Here is a 17,673-nt window from a genome sequence, read left to right on the forward strand (position 1 = left end):
TTTTGTATGTATAGCTTGGGTAAGCTCAAAGCAACTTAGCTGTACTGCTTCAATCCTGCTTGGCACATTGGTGCCAGATTTCTTCTGTATCCAGCTGTTTTTATGTAATGGTTGGAGTACTTTACTGATTTTCCTTTTTATTAACGAACTCTAAATAAATCTGAAATCTCTTTAGATCTCTCGCTATCGAGAGATAATCCTTCCGAAATTTAGCTTAATTCTTATGCGGGCTTACTAAATGAAAGCTTGTCGCTTCGAATGTTTCGTAAAAACCTGTGGGTGAATAACTTTCATCGATAGGTATCTCCAGGCGAAAGGTTGCTTGTCAGTTCAGTAGAACTATATGAGCAGTGGAAGCATAAAGAACCTGTTGTGTGAATTGAATTATCAAGGTTTGGTGATAATAGCATATTTACCGAATAGTTCATTTATATGTGGATTCTGCTTTTATCTCATACAAATAGTATTTGTTGCGCAGTAAAAAATTCTTGCTAGAATTCGCACCCCAATTTAGGTCATTATGTTAACGAAAGGTTTTGGAAATGAGATTCAGTCTCGCTATTCTTCCCCTGTTACTTCTCTCTGTAACAGCTGACGCTGAGAAATATAATTCAATTACTACAGCTGGCTATTCTAGCTTGGATTATGATCTAGATGTTTTGGGTGGTGAGTTCGATTTAGATGGTAATCAGTTTTTGGCTGAAACTACTTATTACTTTTCTGGAAAAGAAACTCTAGGCCCTCTAAAAGAGTTTGAATATATTAACAAAGTAAGCAATGTGTCGGCTGCCTTTTTCCACAATGAGGTAGATAATAATAATGCCGATAATTACGCCGTGACCGGAGAGTATTTTTCTCAAAATGGTTTGATTTTCGGTGTTGATTTGACCGAAGTTAATGATCGCAATATTAACACGGTTGCTCTTGGCTATTTATTCACCCCGAACTTTTTATTAGAACTTTCCCATACTGATTTTGAGTCTGATGAAGAGACTTATGTTGAGTTTCGATACAATCACCCGTTGAGCGGTACTGATTATATTGGTTTTGATTTTGTCAGTGACGATGGATTCGATGTGGCTGTCTTTTCCTCTAAATATTTCACAAGTCTGGGAGGTGGGAGGTATTTGACCACTGAACTTTCCTATGCCGACTATGAAGGTGATGACGATTATTGGCAGATCGGTGCAGATTATTTCTTCTCACAAAGCACCTCGTTTGGTATGAAACTGGACGAGAAAGACGATATGAAGCTGGCTTTCACTCACTTCTTTAGTCGGAATATTGCCTTAGAGGCTGCTTATAGCACTATGGAGGCAGATGATAATATTAATATTCGCAGCTTTGGTAGTGATACCTATCGTGCTGGATATACCTCAACGCTTGATGTAATGCCGGATCTTGAAAATGATACCGTGCTTAGCTTTTTGACTCCCTTTATTGAACTTGATGTAGAAAAGTTCGAACTTAGCGTAATTTTTCAGTTATAAGCAAAATTAAAAAAGGGCTGTCTGAGACGGCCCTTTTTATTTATAAATCGAATTTATTTACCCTTTGTTGGTGATGGCTTTTATTCGGTTTTGTGCCATGGTGCCAATTTCTCCTCCAGCCCCAGCAGCTTCCTGATAGTGCTTGTAAGCACTTTGCTTATTTCCCTGTCTCTCATAGGTCTGGCCGAGGTAGTAGTGAGCGTAAGCTGTATCAAGATAGCGTAGTGATCTGGTTAGGTCGCCCTCTGCAGAGCTGTAATTTTTTAATTGGATATTAGTGACTCCCCGTTTTAGCCAATACGAAAATAGCGCCGGATTCTTTTGAATGGCACTGTCGTATGCCTTTCGGGCATTTTTATATTGTTTCTTTTGGCTGAGTAAATCGCCTTCTAGCGCAAAAAAGGCAGCTTCTTTGGGTTGCTGTTTTTGAGCTTTTCTTACCAGCGTTAGTGCAGAGTCAAACTTTTTATTATTGGCTGCGGCAACCGCATTGTCGTAATTCTTGTAAGCATCGGCATCGCGCTTTAATTGCGCTATGGCTTTTTGGTAAGAGGCCCGGTTGGTGATTCCCCCTTGGGGTAGAGATTGACTGTGCTTGATATTAGCGCTGACACGAGACTGTGAAGGGGGATGGCTGGCAAAGAGCGCTTCCAGTCCACCAGCTTGCCGCCCCTCCGACAGTTCAACAAATTTGCTTTGCAGGCGTACGGCCCCCTGGGGATCATACCCCGCAGCGGCCATATATTTCATACCGTATTGATCTGACTCTAACTCATTGCCGCGACTGTAGCGGGCAATATAGGCGGAGCCCCCCAGTTGAGTCCCGGTGGCAATCAAGTCAGAGTAGCCAGAGTCCTGGGTGGCAGCTCCCACGATTGCCAGGCCTGCGCCCAGTAATTGTTGTTGGGACATTGCAGTTGCGGAATGTCGTGCAGCAGCGTGAACTATCTCATGGCTCAGTACGGCAGCGAGCTCAGCTTCGTCATCGAGTAACACCAGCAGGCCTCGATTGATAGCGATTTTGCCGCCGGGCAGGGCCCAGGCGTTGGGAACCGAGTTGTTCAGAACTACAAACTCGTAAGGTAGCTGGGGACGGTCTGAGACCCGCGCCAGCTTTTGGCCAACCTGGCTGACGTAGTTTTGCAGGGCCGGATCAATGGTGTATTGGCCGCCCTGCTGTTGTTGGTTGGCAGCGTAGTGCTGTTGCCCCAGTTGAACCTCCTGCTGCGGAGATATCAGCGAAACCTGTTTCTCACCGGTGACTGGGTTGACAACACACCCGCCGAGAATGGATGTTGTCAGAAATGCGACACATGCCGTAAGCGCCTGGGTACGCGAGATCATTACCTCCCTCCCTGTATAATGTTGAGTCATTAGAATGGTTACTCATTGTACACAGTACGGGAACTGAGGTTTATGACGGCACTTCAAGTCATTGAGTTATTTGCGGGCAACAACCCCGAAGGTGAGCCCGTGGTGGAACGGCTACAGGTTCGTGTGAGCGAGGATGATAGCTGCCAGCTGGTGCGATCCCCTGTCTTTATAAAAGGAATCGCCAGTGGGGATTACATTAAGGTCGATAAAGACACCCAGCAATTTGAGTTGGTAAAGCGCTCGGGCAATTTGGCGGTGCGTATTTTTTGTCGCGGTGATAGCACGGAACTGTCTGATAAGTTAACCCCACAGCTGGAAAAACTCGGGGGTGAGTTGGATCTCGAGGCACCGCGCGTATTGGTCTACAGCATTCATGTCAGCTGTGGATTCGATAAGATTGAGGAGATCCTCAACAGTGCCTGCGATGGGGCTAATAGCGTTTGGTATTACGGCAATGTTTATGACCCCAAAGATGGGCAGACCCCGCTCAACTGGTGGCAGGACGTCCTAAAGCCGGAGTAAACATCCGCGATATATTTGGGCCACCCACAATAGCTTGGTAGTGTGTGGTTGAGGCGATAGCGAATTGAGAAGGCACCCGATGTTAATAGTTATTTCACCGGCGAAAACCCTGGACTATGAAAGTGATATTCCCTCACTGGAAACCACCCAGCCGGACTTTTTGAAAGAGTCAGCAGCCCTGATCAAAGAGTTGCGCGAACTGAGCCCGCAGCAGGTTTCCAGCCTGATGAAGATTTCAGACAAGTTGGGAGTCTTGAATTACGATCGCTTCCACACTTGGAAGCGCCCGTTTACCGATAACAACGCCCGCCCCGCCCTGCTCGCCTTTAAAGGTGATGTTTATACTGGATTGGAGGCGGAGACTATGGGTAAGCGGGACTTTGCCTATGCGCAAAAGCACTTGCGTATGCTCTCTGGCCTTTATGGTTTGCTGCGCCCGTTGGACTTGATGCAACCCTATCGCCTCGAGATGGGCACTAAATTTGAAAATGCCAAGGGTAAGAATCTCTATGAATTTTGGGGAGATAAGATTACCGAAGCATTGAATGCGCAGTTGCAGGGTGTGAAGAGTCGCGAGTTGGTAAACCTGGCTTCCAATGAATATTTCAAATCAGTCAAAACCAAGCAGCTTGATGCTCAGGTGATCACCCCGCATTTTAAGGACCTGAAAAATGGTCAGTATAAGATGATCAGCTTCTTCGCTAAGAAAGCCAGAGGCATGATGAGTCGCTGGGCGATTGATCAGAGGGTAAAGAAGGCGGAAGAGCTGAAAGGTTTTGATGTGGCTGGTTATGGTTTTAACCTAGGTTTGTCCACTGAGTGGGATTGGGTATTTACCCGGGATGAGCCGCAGTGAGCAGCACTGAATTGCCCAATGCGCCCTCCTGCGGGCGCAATCGCGAGCCGATTCTCCAGCAACTGACTCGCCTGCTGGCTTCAAGTCGTAAAGTGCTTGAGGTTGGCAGTGGTACTGGTCAACACGCAGTATATTTTGCTCCGCATTTACCGCATCTTGAATGGCAAACTTCAGAGCGATCGCAACAGCTGGAGGCAGTAAAGTCCTGGCTGGCGGAGATACCCAGTAGCAACCTGCCGCAACCGCTGGCGCTCGATGTTGGCGATTCTTGGCCTGAGATTTCGGCTGATGCTATTTTCACCGCAAACACCTTGCATATTATGTCCGCTGAACTGGTGCAGAAGTTCTTTCTGCACAGTGCCGATATTCTGGAGCCCGGAGGCTTGCTGCTTGTCTATGGCCCCGTGAAGATTGCAGGCGAGTTTATCGGTCCCTCTAATGCTGACTTTGATCTCGAGTTGAAGGAGCGTGATCCCAAGCGGGGGATTCGCGATCTCGAATGGCTCGATCAGGTGGCGGAGAGTGCGGGGCTCAGTCGCGCAGAACTAAATTACCTGCCAGCCAATAATCAATTAATGGTTTGGCGCAAAAATGATAATAAGGAGTAACTATGCCTGAGTGGTTTGAAATAGTGGTAATTGTGGCTTTTGCCATTGGAGCGGTATTCTTTTTTGCCAAATACCGAGAGACAGCGGCGGCACTGCATGAGAGTGAGCGCATGAAAGCCCGTTTGTCGAATGACTTGAATCGCTATCGCGATGTGCCCAAGCTGCGCGCTCTGCGAGATGCCCTCATTGGTGCTAAGGCCCTGCCTACCGATGATGAGGGCAATGAGCACCTACTGCTGCGCGATGGGGATTTGCAGTTGCACCATTTGGTTTTGCGCCGGGAAGCAAACGCTCTGGGTAAAGAGGGCACGGCCAGCTATGTCAAAGACGGTAAAGAAGTAGAACTGCAGGAACTGGAGTAATTGAAAGCCGCTTTAATTAGCGGCTTCAGAACTCAATCTGGGTGCTGGCTTTTGAGCCAGCTTTGCTGGTGGAAAGTGAAGGGTGAAGAGACTGCCCTGCCCGGGCGTACTTTCTACACTCATTTCTCCATTGTGTCGCAGCAACACATGCTTAACGATCGCCAACCCGAGACCTGTGCCGCCACTGTCCCGTGAGCGGCCTGGATCAACTCGATAGAAGCGCTCAGTCAGGCGGGGAATATGGATCGAATCAATACCGATACCATTGTCCTCTACGGAAAAGTGCCCGCCTTTGTCATCCTGCCACCAGCGCAATTGAATTCCGCCCTCTTCGGGGGTGTATTTCACTGCATTTAATACTAAGTTGGCAAAAGCACTGTGTAATTCGCCGGGGTCTCCATTGAGGTAGCAATCCCCTTTGCAATCAACTTCGATATGATGATGCCGATCGCCACTGAAGCTGCGCGCTTCCTGGGCCACCCTCTCAATCAGTTCTGGCACTGCCACAGCCATATCCCCGCTTTTGCGCTCAGAGGTCTCCAAGCGAGCCAATAGCAGCAGGTCATTGACCAGCGTACTCATGCGGCCAGTCTGCTCCTCCATTTGAGCCAGGGGTTTCCTCCAGGGAGGTGGTGCCATATCACTGCTTTGCAGTGTTTCCAGGTAGCCGGCAATTACCGTGAGGGGGGTGCGCAGCTCATGGGAAACATTGGCGACAAAATCCCGACGCATCTGCTCGAGATTGTGTAAACGGGTGATGTCGCGAACAATGACCAATGCCTCATCTTTACCGTAGCGGGTGACTTCCAGCTGTAACATGCGGGCTTCATTGCCAGGTGCGGGCAGAGTGAGGGGTTCCCCGTTGTTGTCACTGTGCATATAGCTGACAAAGCCAGGGTCGCGGACAAAGTTGACTAATGACTGGCCGGAGTCACTGGCCTGTAACCCGAGCAGTTCACCGGCAGCAGGGTTCCACCAGGCCAGGTTATCGCCGTCTTCCAGGGCTACAATGCCCTCGCGCAGTGCGCTGGTACTGTCCTGTACCCGGCGCAACATCACATGCAGCTTCTGCTTCTCGCGGCGGTGGCGCCGCTGCATACGGTAAAAGTCGTCGTAGATTTCGCCCCAAATTCCAAAGGCGGTTGGGGCTGGGCCGCGTCTGCCGTTTGCCAGCCAGCGGTTGAAACGTTGCTGTTGCCACAGCACTGAGATTAGGTAGCTGGCCAATCCCGCAATCAGGGCGAGAGACCAGCTGCCGGAGGTGACACCGAGAATGGTGCACCCCAGGGCGATAATTACGAAACGCGAGAACTCGCCAATACTGCGATCCAACATAGAGTTGCCGTGTTGCCTGATAGATGGCGGCAGTGGCACAGCCTCTTCCGCCCACATTCAATACCTCATGGAACCAGGCCCGCACCCGTTAAGTGCGGAGGTTTGATTCTGCAGGGATCGGTACCGATCCAGAGAGGATTGTCACACTTTTTCTGCGGTTTGCACAGAAAACCGATACCCGGTGCCGCGAACTGTCTGGATATAGCGGTCGTGGCCATCAATGGCCAGGGCTTTGCGCAGACGGCGAATATGGACATCCACGGTGCGCTCCTCTACATAGACATTCCCACCCCATACATGATCGAGGAGTTGGGTGCGTGTATAGGCGCGCTCCTGGTGGGAGAGGAAGAAGGTAAGCAGGCGAAATTCTGTTGGCCCCATATCTACCGGCTGCCCTTTGATAGTGACCCGGTGACTCAGTGGGTCCAATATCAGTGCGCCGGCACTGAGCGGTTCTTCCGGGGTTGCCGGGCCCGCGCGGCGCAGTACGGCCTTTAAGCGTGCAACCAGCTCCCGGGGGGAGAAAGGCTTGGTGATGTAATCGTCGGCCCCGGTCTCTAACCCTTTGATTTTATTGTCTTCTTCACCTTTTGCCGTGAGCATGATGATTGGCAACGAGGTGGTGAGTTCATCGCGCTTGAGGCGCCTTGCCAGCTCTACCCCGGAAACATCCGGCAGCATCCAGTCGAGCAGCACTAAGTCTGGCTTCTCGTCGATAATCAGGGCGTGAGCTTCCTGGGCGTTTTCCGCCTCAAGGCAGCGGTAATCTGCCATTTCCAGTGCGACCCGCAGCATATCGCGCACTGCGGATTCGTCATCGACAATCAGGATCGTTTTACTGTGCATTTGCCTGCCATACCCGCTCTGTTGTCAGGGTTTCCCCAGTTATGGCCGAGGATTAAACGGGATTTATATGACAAATATATGACGCTCCACTTCTGGGGCCCACTCATCTTTCAATTCAGCAGAAAATGCAGCGATATGCCGGCGAAAATGGCAAACCCTACCCAATTATTGTTGATAAAAGCCTGAAAACAGCCCTCTCGCCCTCTGTCCCGAATCAGCCACTGCTGATAAACGAATAAACTGCAAACCGGCAATAGCGCCAAGTAGTAAAAAATACCGAGTGAGAACCTTGATCCAATAAGCAGCAGGGCTATTAGAACTAAAAGTTGTAAGGTTCCGGTGATGACCTTGTCCATTTCCCCAAACAAAATGGCGGTGGATTTAACGCCGATCTGAAGATCGTCATCGCGGTCCACCATCGCATAGAAAGTGTCATAGCACAGGGTCCAAACCAGGTTGGCGGTATAGAGCAACCAGGCCTCTGCTGGTACTTCTCCTGTAACCGCTGCGAAAGACATGGGGATTCCCATACTAAAGGCGGCGCCCAGGACCATCTGGGGTAGGTGTGTGTGGCGCTTTGCAAAGGGATAACCGAATGCCAGGGCCAGAGCTAAAAACGAGAGGAGAATCGTGAGTGTGTTGGTGGTGAGTACCAGTAGGAAGGCGGCAGCGCTGAGCCCGGCGAAAAGCGCCAATGCAGACTTTGGCGTCAGTGCGCCGGTGGCCAGGGGGCGCTCTGCGGTGCGTTTTACATGGGCGTCAATTTTGCGATCGGCGAAGTCATTGACTGCACAGCCAGCCGCTCGCATCAGGATCACCCCAAGTGTAAATACGATAAACAAGTGAAAGCCCGGCCATCCCTCAGCGGCTAGCCATAGTGCGCACCAAGTGGGCCAGAGTAACAGCAGTGAACCTATGGGCTTGTCCATCCTCGCCAATTGCCAGTAGGGCAGCGCTGTGGGCCAGTGTTGTGAGATCTGTTGGCTGATCACAGTGAATCCTCAGTTGCGATAGTTTTGGCAGTTTCTTGCGCTATGGGGTCACCTGTCGGTGTGAAGTTGGGAAGAAAAGCCTCCGACACCAGTAAGGGCTTATCCCGCAGCCAGAATACCGAGCGGCGACCCCAGACTTCAGAATCTCTATCCCCAAGTTCACGATCGGCGCAGCCAGGGGATTGCTGCAGTAAATTTAGGGCGATCTCGCCTCTGCGAATACCCGGTTCACTAAACAGCAGCTCCCCCAGCGGGCGAGTATCCAGGCTGCGCAGATTGCGAGATTTTCCCTGCAGGCTGCGCTCGGGTAAAACGCTGCGGGCGTACACCCAGGGTTGTCCGCAGCCGTAGAGCAGTACTTCCCGAATCAGGGCCCGGTTGCCATTGTGTAACCCCAGTACAAGGCATTCTTCAGGGCGGGGTGTCTGCCACCCCTGATACAGCACGCGAACATAAAAGTCTCCGTCACTTTGCTGCTTGAGAGCGGCGGTGAGTGATCCGGAATAGGTCAGCCAGGGCACCAGATTTTTGGGTGGTTGCTGCTGGGTTTCAAGAGGCAAACTCTGCCAATCGCCAGAGGGCACAAATGGTGATTGGTGCAACGATAACTCCGCAGTCTGGATAAAGGCCCCATTGTATCCCGGTCGGTGGCAACAGGTCTCTCCCTGTTGCATTTTTGCTCCCCAGCACGGCAATGGATATAGTGCTCACTGCAATGAAAACAACGATTCATAAAGAGAAGCTTGTTATGGGGCTTACGACCAAAATTTTAGTGGGAATGTTTGCGGGCATTACCGTTGGGGGGTTAATCAACTCCTTGAATGAGACCCAGCTGCTCGGTGCTGGCGTGAACAGTGCTATTAATCTTTACCTGACCGAAGGCCTGTTCGATGTTATCGGCCGTATCTTTATCGCGTCACTAAAGTTGATGGTGGTACCTTTGGTTCTGGTCTCGCTGATCAGTGGCGCCTGTGCCCTATCGGAAGGCAGCCGAATTGGGCCGCTGGCGGGTAAAACCGTCCTGCTTTATATGGCGACAACGGCCATTGCCATTACTCTGGCACTGTGTCTGGCATTAATCTTCCAGCCTGGAGTTGGTGTTAATGAAGCTGCAGCTGAAGCCGCTTCAACATTTGTGCCGAAGGAGTCCCCACCTCTTTCAGAGGTACTGGTCAATATATTCCCGACCAACCCTGTTGCCGCTATGGCTGAGGGAAATATGCTGCAGATTATCGTTTTTGCCCTGTTGATGGGCTATGCGATCTCTCGTTGCGGGGAGCCGGGTCAACGTATTGCCGCTTTCTTTAATGACCTCAATACCGTTGTTTTGCGCATGGTCGGTGTACTGATGGTTTTTGCCCCCTATGGCGTTTTTGCGTTGCTGGCGAAAACCTTTGCCGGTCTTGGGTTAGGAGGCTTGATACAACTCGGAAAGTATTTCCTGGTCGTGGTCTGTGCCCTGCTTCTGCATGCATTGGGTACTTACTCGGTGATTCTGAAGCTGCTGAGTGGGCTCAATCCCCTAGAGCTACTGAAGAAAATGTGGTCGACCATGTTATTTGCCTTCAGTACCGCTTCCTCTGCTGCCACTATCCCGGTGACTTTGTCGACGGTAGAGAAGCGCCTGGGTGTGGATAATAAAATTGCTGCATTCACAGTTCCCCTAGGTGCGACTATCAATATGGATGGCACCGCGATTATGCAGGGTGTGGCTACGGTCTTTATTGCCCAGTTCTTTGGAATTGAGATCGGCCTGACCGGCTTTCTGACGGTGATCCTGACAGCAACTCTGGCGTCTATTGGTACTGCTGGGGTGCCCGGCGTCGGCCTGATTATGTTGGGTATGGTATTGCAGCAGGTGGGTCTGCCACTCGAGGGGATTGCCATTGTGATCGGCGTAGATCGCCTGTTGGATATGGTGCGCACGGCGGTCAATATTACCGGTGATGCGGTAGTAAGTAGTGTGGTGGCGAAGAGTGAAGGTGCCCTGGACGAAGAGACTTACTACGATGCCAATTACAAGAGTGTCAGCATTAACGACAACAACACAGTAGGCGCCCACTAGGGCGCTCTCCTCAAGCCTCGGCAAATCGGGGCTTGTTCTGTAACCAGCGTTTAATCAACTGTTGTCGCATGCCCTCTGTCAATTGAGGGGAAATAGCAATTTTTTGCACTTGCGGCAGCAGCTCAGCATCCCTCTGCAAGTCTGCGATGCGGTGCTGGATCTCCCCTGTCTGGCGGGTGCCGAGGATTTCCCCGGGACCTCGCAGACGCAGGTCTTCCTCTGCAATAGCAAAACCATCACTGTGTTGACGCAGCGCTTGCAAGCGGGCGCGGCCATTCTGCGATAGCGGTGTGCCGTACAGCAGCACACAGTGGCTGGCGATGGAGCCGCGCCCGACCCTGCCGCGCAACTGGTGCAATTGGGCCAGGCCCAGGCGTTCGGGGTTTTCGATAATCATCAGGCTGGCATTGGGCACATCTACGCCCACTTCAATGACCGTGGTTGCCACCAGCAAATCCACTTCCCCGGCCTTGAAGGCGCTCATCACCTGCTCTTTTTGCTCGGGCTTCAGGCGGCCGTGTACCAGGGCCACGCGAACGCCTTCGAGCATTTCAGCGAGTTCTTCAGCGGTGGATTCTGCGGCCTGGGCTTGCAGGCTTTCCGACTCCTCGATAAGGGTGCAAACCCAGTAGGCCTGGCGGCCCTCGGCGATGGCGCTTTGCACCCGTTCCATAACCTGGTCGCGCCGATCATTGGCAATGGCAACGGTGTTGATGGGTTGTCGCCCTGGCGGCAGCTCATCGATGATTGAGCAATCCAGGTCAGCGAAGGCGGACATCGCCAAGGTGCGGGGAATCGGTGTAGCGGTCATAATCAGCTGGTGGGGTTGCAGCCTGCCGGTAGCTCCACTTGCCGCCCCTTTCTCACGCAGCTCCAGGCGCTGCTGTACGCCAAAGCGGTGTTGCTCATCGATAATCACTAACACCAGGTTGTGGAAAGCCACCTCTTCCTGAAAAAGTGCGTGGGTGCCCACCACTAACTGGGCATCGCCACTGGCGATCTTGCCCAGCTGTTTACGCCGCTCGGCAGCCTTTAAGCTGCCCGTTAGCTGAGCAACTTCAATACCCAAAGGTTCCAGCCAATTACAAAAATTGATCCGGTGCTGCTCTGCCAGGATTTCTGTCGGTGCCATGACTGCTACTTGAGCACCGGTCCCAATGCCCTTTAGGGCAGCCATAGCGGCGACCAGGGTTTTTCCCGCGCCCACATCTCCCTGCAATAAGCGCATCATCGGGGTTTGTTGAGCCAGATCCTCAGCGATTTCCTCGCAAACTCTCTGCTGTGCGCCGGTGAGGGAAAATGGCAGACGCGACAAAAAGTCTCGCTCCAGGGATCGGTTAACGGACAGAGGTGGTGCCGCTACCCTAGCGCTATTGCGCCTCAACTCCAGCAGGCTCAGATGGTGTGCCAGTAACTCTTCCAGGGCCAGACGCTGCTGGGCGGGGTGAGTACCTGCTGCCAGTTGATCTAGCTGGGTGCCAGCAGGAGGGGCGTGCAAATACAGCAAGGCGTCCCTGAGGGGGTAGCGCAGAGATTTGGGTAATAGCTCTGCCGGCAAGAACTCGGTAACAGCGCCGTTTTTCAGTAGAACCAGTGCTTGCTCCACCAATCCTCGCATACGGGCCTGGCTCACCCCCTCTGTTAGCGGGTAAACCGGCGTAAGGGTATCTGCGGTCTCCGCGTTTTCGATACCGACGATTTCCGTTTCCGGGTGGTAGAGCTCCAGGCCGTTGGCTCCGCGACGGGCCTCCCCAAAGCAGCGTATTCGGGTTCCTCGGGCAAAGCGGCTTTTCTGTGCGGCAGAAAAATGAAAAAAGCGCAGAGTTAAGGTGCCGCTGCCATCCTGTAATCTGACCACCAGGCTGCGGCGGCGGCCGAATACGACATCGGCGGCACTGACCTCCCCTTCGATTACCACATCCATACCGGCGGTGAGGCCGGCAATAGGCACCACCCGGGTGCGGTCCTGGTAGCGTAGGGGCAAGTGGAAAACCAAATCCTGTAGGGAGTTGATATGGAGTTTGGCCAACACCTGAGCAAATTTATCCCCCACGCCTTTGAGGGTGGTAACGGGCAGCTCGGCCAGGTTGTTATCTATCCCACGGTCAGGTGACACTGGCTGATGGCCTCTCGCAGTATGTCGATTGCGCGGTGTCGGGGGAAGCTTGCCCGCCAGGCCAGTGCTACGGTGCGGCGTGGGCCCGGTGCGGTAAAGGGGCGGGTCTCCAGCAGGCCACTGGCGTACTGTGATGCGGTGGCGGCTGAGAGTGGCAATACGGTTATCCCCAGCCCTGAGGCCACCATATGGCGGAGTGTTTCCAGTGAGCTGCCATCTGCGGCTGTGCGTATGCTGCCGCCGCCGGCTTCTTTTTCCATGGTTAGTTGCAGGTGCGGACAAGCTTCCAGTACCTGATCACGGAAGCAGTGGCCCTCACCCAGCAGAAGCACATTGTCTTCAGTGAGTTGATCCGGGGAGATAACCTCCTGCTTTGTAAGTGGATGGCCTGCGGGCATCAATACAACAAATGGCTCGTCGTACAGGGGTTGGGTGACAACGTCGGGCTCGGTAAAGGGGAGCGCGATAATGATGGCATCCAGTTCGCCCTTGCGTAGCCTCTGTCTCAGCGTGGCGGTATATCCCTCTTCAACATAGAGTGGCATTTCTGGTGCCAAATGCTGTAGTTGGGGAATAAAGTGTGGGAACAGGTAGGGCCCAATAGTAAAGATGGCGCCAACTGACAGGGGGCTCGCCAGCTGGTCCTTGCCGGCGCTGGCGATGTCTTTGATGGCTGCTGATTGTTCCAGAACCAGCTGGGCCTGGGCGACAATTCTCTCGCCCAATGGGGTTGCCTGCACTCGAGTTTTTGAGCGCTCAAACAGAGCGACACCGAGCTCTTTCTCCAGTTTCTTTACCGCGATAGAGAGTGTCGGTTGGCTGACGTAACAGCGCTCGGCGGCACGGCCAAAATGCTGTTCCTGGGCGAGAGTTACGATATAGCGCAGTTCATTGAGAGTCATGGTCGAGGCAATTAGATGGCCATTAGTAATAGTAATTATTCATAAATAATCGCCGCTGGCCAATACCCTGTCTCAATCTGTAAGCTGAGAGCGAATATTGGGAAAATTTACTAGTTTTGGGAATTCAGGTGGGATTGAGGCGCAAAATTTTGCTATATCTGTAAGGGGCACACCGAACGGAGATACGTCATGGGAGTTCTGTCCTGGGTCATTCTCGGGTTGATTGCCGGCGCTTTGGCAAAGTGGATTATGCCCGGGAGAGATCCTGGTGGTTGGATAGTCACTATGGTCATCGGCATTGTCGGTGCCTTTATTGGAGGCTGGCTGGGTGCCTTGATTGGGTTCGGTGGCCCAGTGACTGGTTTCGGAATTGGCGACATAATAACGGCTACGATTGGTGCGATAATTTTTCTTGCGATCTATCGCATGTTCAAAAGGCGTGGCAACTAGTCCGCCTTTGGGGAGAGCCTCGGCGGCGAACTATAAGCATTCCGAATTTGATATTTGCCCAAATGACCCCAGCACCTTAGGACTGAATAGCACTGAATCAAGGGAATAAGGTGGACAGCAAAGATTGTTCACCGGGAACTATATGACACAACAAGAAAAGCTTTGGATCCTTGGGTGTGGTGACCTCGGGGCGAGACTGGCACTGCATATAGACCGAAAGCAATACGCGGTTTATGGAATGCGGCGCAATCCCCTGGTAGCTCTGGCGAGTAAGCGCCGGGCAGATGTGGTGAATTGGCGCCGGGGGGATGCCACTAAGAAAGAAGATATTGAACGCTTGTTGTCTACGGGGGCGGATGTCATTCTCGCGACATTTACCCCCACTGAGCACACACCAACCGGCTATCACCGCGCCTATGTGGAAACGGCAAAGGCAGTCGCTGAAGTTGTTCCGCACCTTCCATCCCCACCGCGCTTGGTTATTTGGGTTTCATCTACTCGTGTTTATGGCCAAAGCGGTGACGACTTTATCGATGAGCAAACCTTACCCCTGCCCAGTGGTTTTCAGGGAGATAGTTTGCTGGCAGCTGAAGAGATCATTCGCAACGCAATTCCCAACAGTTGCATTGTGCGCTTTGCGGGAATTTATGGGCCTGGTCGAGATCGCTTGTTGTCGCAGGTTCGCGCTGGTCGCTGCGCTCCTCCCCAGCCACCGCAATATAGCAATCGCATCCATGTCGATGATTGTATTGGTTTTTTATTGCACCTTATTGAAAGGCACAAACAGGGGTGGGTCCCGGAGCCCCTTTATATAGGCGCCGATAGCCAGCCTGTGCCGATGTACGAGCTACAACAGTGGTTGGTAAAAGCGATGGGATATACCAGTGCCCACCTGCGCGAGATTGTGCAAACGAGCGAGCGCCGCTCGAAAAAGCTCAGCAATCAGTTGATGCTGTCCAGTGGTTACGAATTGAAATATCCAGATTACAAGGTGGGCTATAGCGCTCTGTTGGAGTCGGAGGGCTGAGCTGCCCTCCTCAATTATTGCCACAGCATCGGCGAGAACTTCTTGCCTCAGGTCACCATAATCGCTTCGGCTTCAAAAAGGGCTCCCCGCGGCAACTCCTTGACGACGACGGTTGCCCTGGCGGGATAAGGCTCTTCGAAAAACTCTGCCATTATCTCATTTACAGCGGCAAAGTTGCTGCTGTCGGTAATGTAGAGATTGAGTTTCACAATATGCTGAAGCGATCCGTCAGAGGCCTCACAGACTGCGCTGAGGTTGCGAAAGACCTGGTGGACTTCATCGCTAAAACCTCCGCTAATCATCTGTTGTGTCTCTGGGTCCAGAGCGATTTGTCCCGACAGGTAAACAGTATTATCCACTTTTACTGCCTGGGAATAGGTACCAGCTGCGGCGGGTGCCCGGTCGGTTTTAATAACGGCTCGATTGGGCATGGGGTACTCCATTACTTATCAATATTGTTGAAAAGGAAGACCTATACGGAACTTCCGATTAATCCCTTACTTATTTGCGGGGCTTTCAGAAGTCGGTTAAATATATCGCGCTTTGAAGCCTAATGGCAGTTCCCAATGGGATTCCCTTGTGTTCCTCAAGGGCGGGCGATGCGTATGACAGAAGGGAGGTTGCGCAGGCGCTTCATAACCCGAGCCAAATGTACACGGCCACTGACTTCCAGGGTCAGGGAGATCACGCTGTTGTGAGCATCCTTCTCATCCACATTGATCTGCTCGATGCTGGCGCCCTCTTCCGTAATACGAGTAGCCAGTCGGGCAATAATCCCTCTCTCTGACTCGACTTCTACCCGCACATCACCGAGGAACTCTCCTGTCACATCCGGTGACCAGTTCACCAGCATGATGTTTTCTGGGTGCTCGCGAAAATCACCGGTATTGCGGCAGGTGTCGCGGTGTACTACTACGCCTTTGCCCGAGCTGATATGGCCGATAATGGCATCCCCGGGAATAGGACGGCAACAGCGAGCGAAGCTGATCATCATGCCCTCTTGGGCATCGATCGTTAAGGGAGAAGAGATATTGCTGGCTTCAGTCTCTTCACTGGTGACGGGCGCGAGTAATTTAGCGGCAGAGAAGGCCACTTTACTGCCCATACCTATCTCTTCCAGCAGCTTGTCCAAAGTTGCGCATTTCGCCTCTTTGAGGCCCGCTTCTAATTGCTCTGGCGATAGCGCGTCTAGGCTCGTGTCGAACTTACTGAGTGCTTTTTCCAGCAGGCGCCGGCCCAGGGTAATGGAATCGTGGTGACGCTGGTGCTTGAGGAAGTGACGGATAGCACTGCGCGCTTTGGCGGTTACTACAAAATTGAGCCAGTTAGGGTTTGGCTGTGCAGTTTTGCGCGTGAGAATCTCGACTTTTTGCCCGCTTTCCAGAGGTTGGGACAAAGGGGCCAGGCGCTGATTGATACGCACGGCAACACAGGAGTTGCCGATATCCGTGTGTACGGAATAGGCGAAGTCCACGGCAGTGGCTCCTGCGGGGAGGTCAACGATCTGCCCTTTAGGGGTAAAGACGTAAACTTCATCCGGGAACAGGTCAATTTTTACGTTTTCAATAAACTCTAACGAGTCGCCGGCGCGCTGCTGCATCTCCAGCAGTCCCTGGACCCAGCGCCGTGCGCGCACCTGGCTGGTGCCACCGGTATTGATCACCTCATCGCCGGAGGCTTTGTACAGCCAGTGGGCGGCAATGCCACTGTTGGCCATTTCATCCATTTCCTTGGTGCGGACCTGAACTTCAATGGGCACCCCGTGCATACCCAGCAGCACTGTGTGCAGTGACTGGTAGCCATTGGATTTGGGGATAGCGACGTAATCTTTAAACTCGGAGATTACCGGTTTGTACAGGCTGTGCATAACACCGAGAACCCGGTAACAGGTATCCACACTGTCCACAATGATGCGGAAAGCGTAGACATCCATTATCTCCTTGAAGGACTTCTTCTTGGCGCGCATCTTTTGGTAGATGCTAAATAGGTGCTTTTCCCGACCAATCACCAGAGAGCTGATGCCCTCCCGCTGCAAGCGCAGTTCTATAGCATTCTGAATCTGTTCCAGCAGCTCTTTGCGATTGCCGCGGGCGGCGACCAGGGCGGCGCGCAAGCGGCTGGCACGTAGTGGGTAGATGGCAAAAAAAGCGCGATCCTCGAACTCGATACGAACGTCGTTCATACCCAGTCGGTGGGCGATGGGTGCGTAGATCTCCAGCGTCTCGCGGGCAATACGGGCACGCTTCTGCGGTTTCAGTGCACCAAGAGTGCGCATATTGTGCAGGCGGTCGGCCAGTTTGACCAGAATCACGCGGATATCGCGGGCCATGGCTAGCGCCATCTTCTGGAAGTTTTCCGCCTGCTTTTCTGCAGGGCTGTCGGTCTCGAACTGGGTTAGTTTGGAGACCCCATCGACCAGGTCGGCAACCTCTCCACCAAACTGCTCGGCCAAAGCTGCCTTGGGGATACCCGTATCCTCGATCACATCGTGCAACATGGCTGCCGCCAAGCTCTCGTGATCCATATGCATGCCCGCGAGAATAGTGGCAACTGCCAGCGGGTGGGTGACATAGGGCTCGCCGGAACGGCGCTGCTGACCATCGTGAGCCTGCTCCGCGTAAAAATAGGCGCGGCGGACGATTTGGATCTGGTCGGGAGGAAGGTATGAGGAGAGGCGGTGGGCCAAACTATCTATGGTGTGCAATGCCGCGCGCGCCTCTCGTAAAAC

At 52.6% G+C, this 17,673-nt stretch carries 17 protein-coding genes; 8 read left to right on the forward strand and 9 right to left on the reverse strand.

The window, feature by feature from the left end; translation table 11 throughout:
* Nucleotides 1-542 precede the first annotated feature (542 nt).
* Nucleotides 543-1,490: a putative porin gene (locus ACJJIS_RS22130; RefSeq protein ID WP_475709103.1), complete on the forward strand. Its 948-nt coding sequence runs from the start codon at nucleotides 543-545 to the stop codon at nucleotides 1,488-1,490.
* 57 nt (nucleotides 1,491-1,547) lie between these two features.
* Here ACJJIS_RS22130 and ACJJIS_RS22135 read toward each other — a convergent pair whose 3' ends face one another.
* Nucleotides 1,548-2,834: a M48 family metalloprotease gene (locus tag ACJJIS_RS22135; protein WP_475709104.1), complete on the reverse strand. Its 1,287-nt coding sequence runs from the start codon at nucleotides 2,832-2,834 to the stop codon at nucleotides 1,548-1,550.
* Nucleotides 2,835-2,906: 72 nt separating this feature from the next.
* Between ACJJIS_RS22135 and ACJJIS_RS22140 the strand changes: the two genes are divergently transcribed.
* The 4 genes from ACJJIS_RS22140 (at nucleotide 2,907) to ACJJIS_RS22155 (ending at nucleotide 5,212) form a co-directional block, all read left to right on the forward strand.
* The gene (locus ACJJIS_RS22140) at nucleotides 2,907-3,386 is read left to right on the forward strand and encodes a DUF4265 domain-containing protein (protein WP_108735048.1); all 480 of its coding nucleotides are present in this window, start codon (nucleotides 2,907-2,909) and stop codon (nucleotides 3,384-3,386) included.
* 79 nt (nucleotides 3,387-3,465) lie between these two features.
* Nucleotides 3,466-4,242: a peroxide stress protein YaaA gene (yaaA, locus tag ACJJIS_RS22145; protein ID WP_475709105.1), complete on the forward strand. Its 777-nt coding sequence runs from the start codon at nucleotides 3,466-3,468 to the stop codon at nucleotides 4,240-4,242.
* Entirely contained in the window at nucleotides 4,239-4,850 is a 612-nt protein-coding gene (locus ACJJIS_RS22150; RefSeq protein ID WP_475709106.1) for a DUF938 domain-containing protein, read from the forward strand. The genes yaaA and ACJJIS_RS22150 overlap by 4 nt, the downstream gene beginning before the upstream one ends.
* 2 nt (nucleotides 4,851-4,852) lie before the next feature.
* Complete coding sequence (locus ACJJIS_RS22155) at nucleotides 4,853-5,212, forward strand: hypothetical protein (protein ID WP_475709107.1); 360 nt, start codon at nucleotides 4,853-4,855, stop codon at nucleotides 5,210-5,212.
* Nucleotides 5,213-5,224: 12 nt separating this feature from the next.
* On the opposite strand, the gene phoR is transcribed toward ACJJIS_RS22155, so the two are convergent.
* From phoR to ACJJIS_RS22175, 4 genes are all read right to left on the reverse strand, one after another.
* Complete coding sequence (phoR, locus tag ACJJIS_RS22160) at nucleotides 5,225-6,604, reverse strand: phosphate regulon sensor histidine kinase PhoR (RefSeq protein WP_475709108.1); 1,380 nt, start codon at nucleotides 6,602-6,604, stop codon at nucleotides 5,225-5,227.
* A gap of 84 nt (nucleotides 6,605-6,688) precedes the next feature.
* On the reverse strand, nucleotides 6,689-7,393 hold the full coding sequence (gene phoB, locus ACJJIS_RS22165; RefSeq protein ID WP_108735044.1) for a phosphate regulon transcriptional regulator PhoB: 705 nt from the start codon (nucleotides 7,391-7,393) through the stop codon (nucleotides 6,689-6,691).
* 110 nt (nucleotides 7,394-7,503) lie between these two features.
* Nucleotides 7,504-8,385: a 4-hydroxybenzoate octaprenyltransferase gene (gene ubiA / locus ACJJIS_RS22170; RefSeq protein WP_475709109.1), complete on the reverse strand. Its 882-nt coding sequence runs from the start codon at nucleotides 8,383-8,385 to the stop codon at nucleotides 7,504-7,506.
* A complete protein-coding gene (locus ACJJIS_RS22175) occupies nucleotides 8,382-9,059 on the reverse strand; it encodes a chorismate--pyruvate lyase family protein (RefSeq protein WP_475709110.1) in 678 nt (225 codons plus the stop codon). The genes ubiA and ACJJIS_RS22175 overlap by 4 nt, the downstream gene beginning before the upstream one ends.
* A 74-nt stretch (nucleotides 9,060-9,133) precedes the next feature.
* On the opposite strand from ACJJIS_RS22175, the gene ACJJIS_RS22180 reads away from it, so the two are divergent.
* On the forward strand, nucleotides 9,134-10,450 hold the full coding sequence (locus ACJJIS_RS22180) for a dicarboxylate/amino acid:cation symporter (protein WP_413665904.1): 1,317 nt from the start codon (nucleotides 9,134-9,136) through the stop codon (nucleotides 10,448-10,450).
* A 10-nt stretch (nucleotides 10,451-10,460) separates the two neighbouring features.
* Here ACJJIS_RS22180 and recG read toward each other — a convergent pair whose 3' ends face one another.
* Nucleotides 10,461-12,566, reverse strand: a complete 2,106-nt coding sequence (gene recG / locus ACJJIS_RS22185; RefSeq protein ID WP_475709111.1) for an ATP-dependent DNA helicase RecG — start codon at nucleotides 12,564-12,566, stop codon at nucleotides 10,461-10,463.
* Nucleotides 12,545-13,468, reverse strand: a complete 924-nt coding sequence (locus tag ACJJIS_RS22190; protein WP_282930624.1) for a hydrogen peroxide-inducible genes activator — start codon at nucleotides 13,466-13,468, stop codon at nucleotides 12,545-12,547. Before ACJJIS_RS22190 ends, recG begins: the two co-directional genes overlap by 22 nt.
* Nucleotides 13,469-13,657: 189 nt before the next feature.
* Between ACJJIS_RS22190 and ACJJIS_RS22195 the strand changes: the two genes are divergently transcribed.
* Complete coding sequence (locus ACJJIS_RS22195) at nucleotides 13,658-13,918, forward strand: GlsB/YeaQ/YmgE family stress response membrane protein (protein ID WP_108735039.1); 261 nt, start codon at nucleotides 13,658-13,660, stop codon at nucleotides 13,916-13,918.
* A gap of 142 nt (nucleotides 13,919-14,060) precedes the next feature.
* The gene (locus tag ACJJIS_RS22200) at nucleotides 14,061-14,945 is read left to right on the forward strand and encodes a sugar nucleotide-binding protein (protein ID WP_282930625.1); all 885 of its coding nucleotides are present in this window, start codon (nucleotides 14,061-14,063) and stop codon (nucleotides 14,943-14,945) included.
* Nucleotides 14,946-14,992: 47 nt separating this feature from the next.
* On the opposite strand, the gene ACJJIS_RS22205 is transcribed toward ACJJIS_RS22200, so the two are convergent.
* A complete protein-coding gene (locus tag ACJJIS_RS22205) occupies nucleotides 14,993-15,376 on the reverse strand; it encodes a Rid family detoxifying hydrolase (protein ID WP_282930626.1) in 384 nt (127 codons plus the stop codon).
* A gap of 155 nt (nucleotides 15,377-15,531) precedes the next feature.
* Nucleotides 15,532-17,649: a bifunctional GTP diphosphokinase/guanosine-3',5'-bis pyrophosphate 3'-pyrophosphohydrolase gene (spoT, locus tag ACJJIS_RS22210; protein WP_282930627.1), complete on the reverse strand. Its 2,118-nt coding sequence runs from the start codon at nucleotides 17,647-17,649 to the stop codon at nucleotides 15,532-15,534.
* Nucleotides 17,650-17,673 lie beyond the last annotated feature (24 nt).

Source organism: Microbulbifer maximicatervae (SeqCode) (assembly GCF_056231245.1).

What these genes read in the sequence shown, in the direction of transcription:
- ACJJIS_RS22130 (WP_475709103.1), top strand. Translation starts at nt 543, where the DNA reads ATGAGATTCAGTCTCGCTATTCTTCCCCTGTTACTTCTCTCTGTAACA.
- ACJJIS_RS22135 (WP_475709104.1), bottom strand. Translation starts at nt 2,834, where the DNA reads ATGATCTCGCGTACCCAGGCGCTTACGGCATGTGTCGCATTTCTGACA.
- ACJJIS_RS22140 (WP_108735048.1), top strand. Translation starts at nt 2,907, where the DNA reads ATGACGGCACTTCAAGTCATTGAGTTATTTGCGGGCAACAACCCCGAA.
- yaaA (WP_475709105.1), top strand. Translation starts at nt 3,466, where the DNA reads ATGTTAATAGTTATTTCACCGGCGAAAACCCTGGACTATGAAAGTGAT.
- ACJJIS_RS22155 (WP_475709107.1), top strand. Translation starts at nt 4,853, where the DNA reads ATGCCTGAGTGGTTTGAAATAGTGGTAATTGTGGCTTTTGCCATTGGA.
- phoR (WP_475709108.1), bottom strand. Translation starts at nt 6,604, where the DNA reads ATGTGGGCGGAAGAGGCTGTGCCACTGCCGCCATCTATCAGGCAACAC.
- phoB (WP_108735044.1), bottom strand. Translation starts at nt 7,393, where the DNA reads ATGCACAGTAAAACGATCCTGATTGTCGATGACGAATCCGCAGTGCGC.
- ACJJIS_RS22175 (WP_475709110.1), bottom strand. Translation starts at nt 9,059, where the DNA reads ATGCAACAGGGAGAGACCTGTTGCCACCGACCGGGATACAATGGGGCC.
- ACJJIS_RS22180 (WP_413665904.1), top strand. Translation starts at nt 9,134, where the DNA reads ATGGGGCTTACGACCAAAATTTTAGTGGGAATGTTTGCGGGCATTACC.
- ACJJIS_RS22190 (WP_282930624.1), bottom strand. Translation starts at nt 13,468, where the DNA reads ATGACTCTCAATGAACTGCGCTATATCGTAACTCTCGCCCAGGAACAG.
- ACJJIS_RS22195 (WP_108735039.1), top strand. Translation starts at nt 13,658, where the DNA reads ATGGGAGTTCTGTCCTGGGTCATTCTCGGGTTGATTGCCGGCGCTTTG.
- ACJJIS_RS22200 (WP_282930625.1), top strand. Translation starts at nt 14,061, where the DNA reads ATGACACAACAAGAAAAGCTTTGGATCCTTGGGTGTGGTGACCTCGGG.
- ACJJIS_RS22205 (WP_282930626.1), bottom strand. Translation starts at nt 15,376, where the DNA reads ATGCCCAATCGAGCCGTTATTAAAACCGACCGGGCACCCGCCGCAGCT.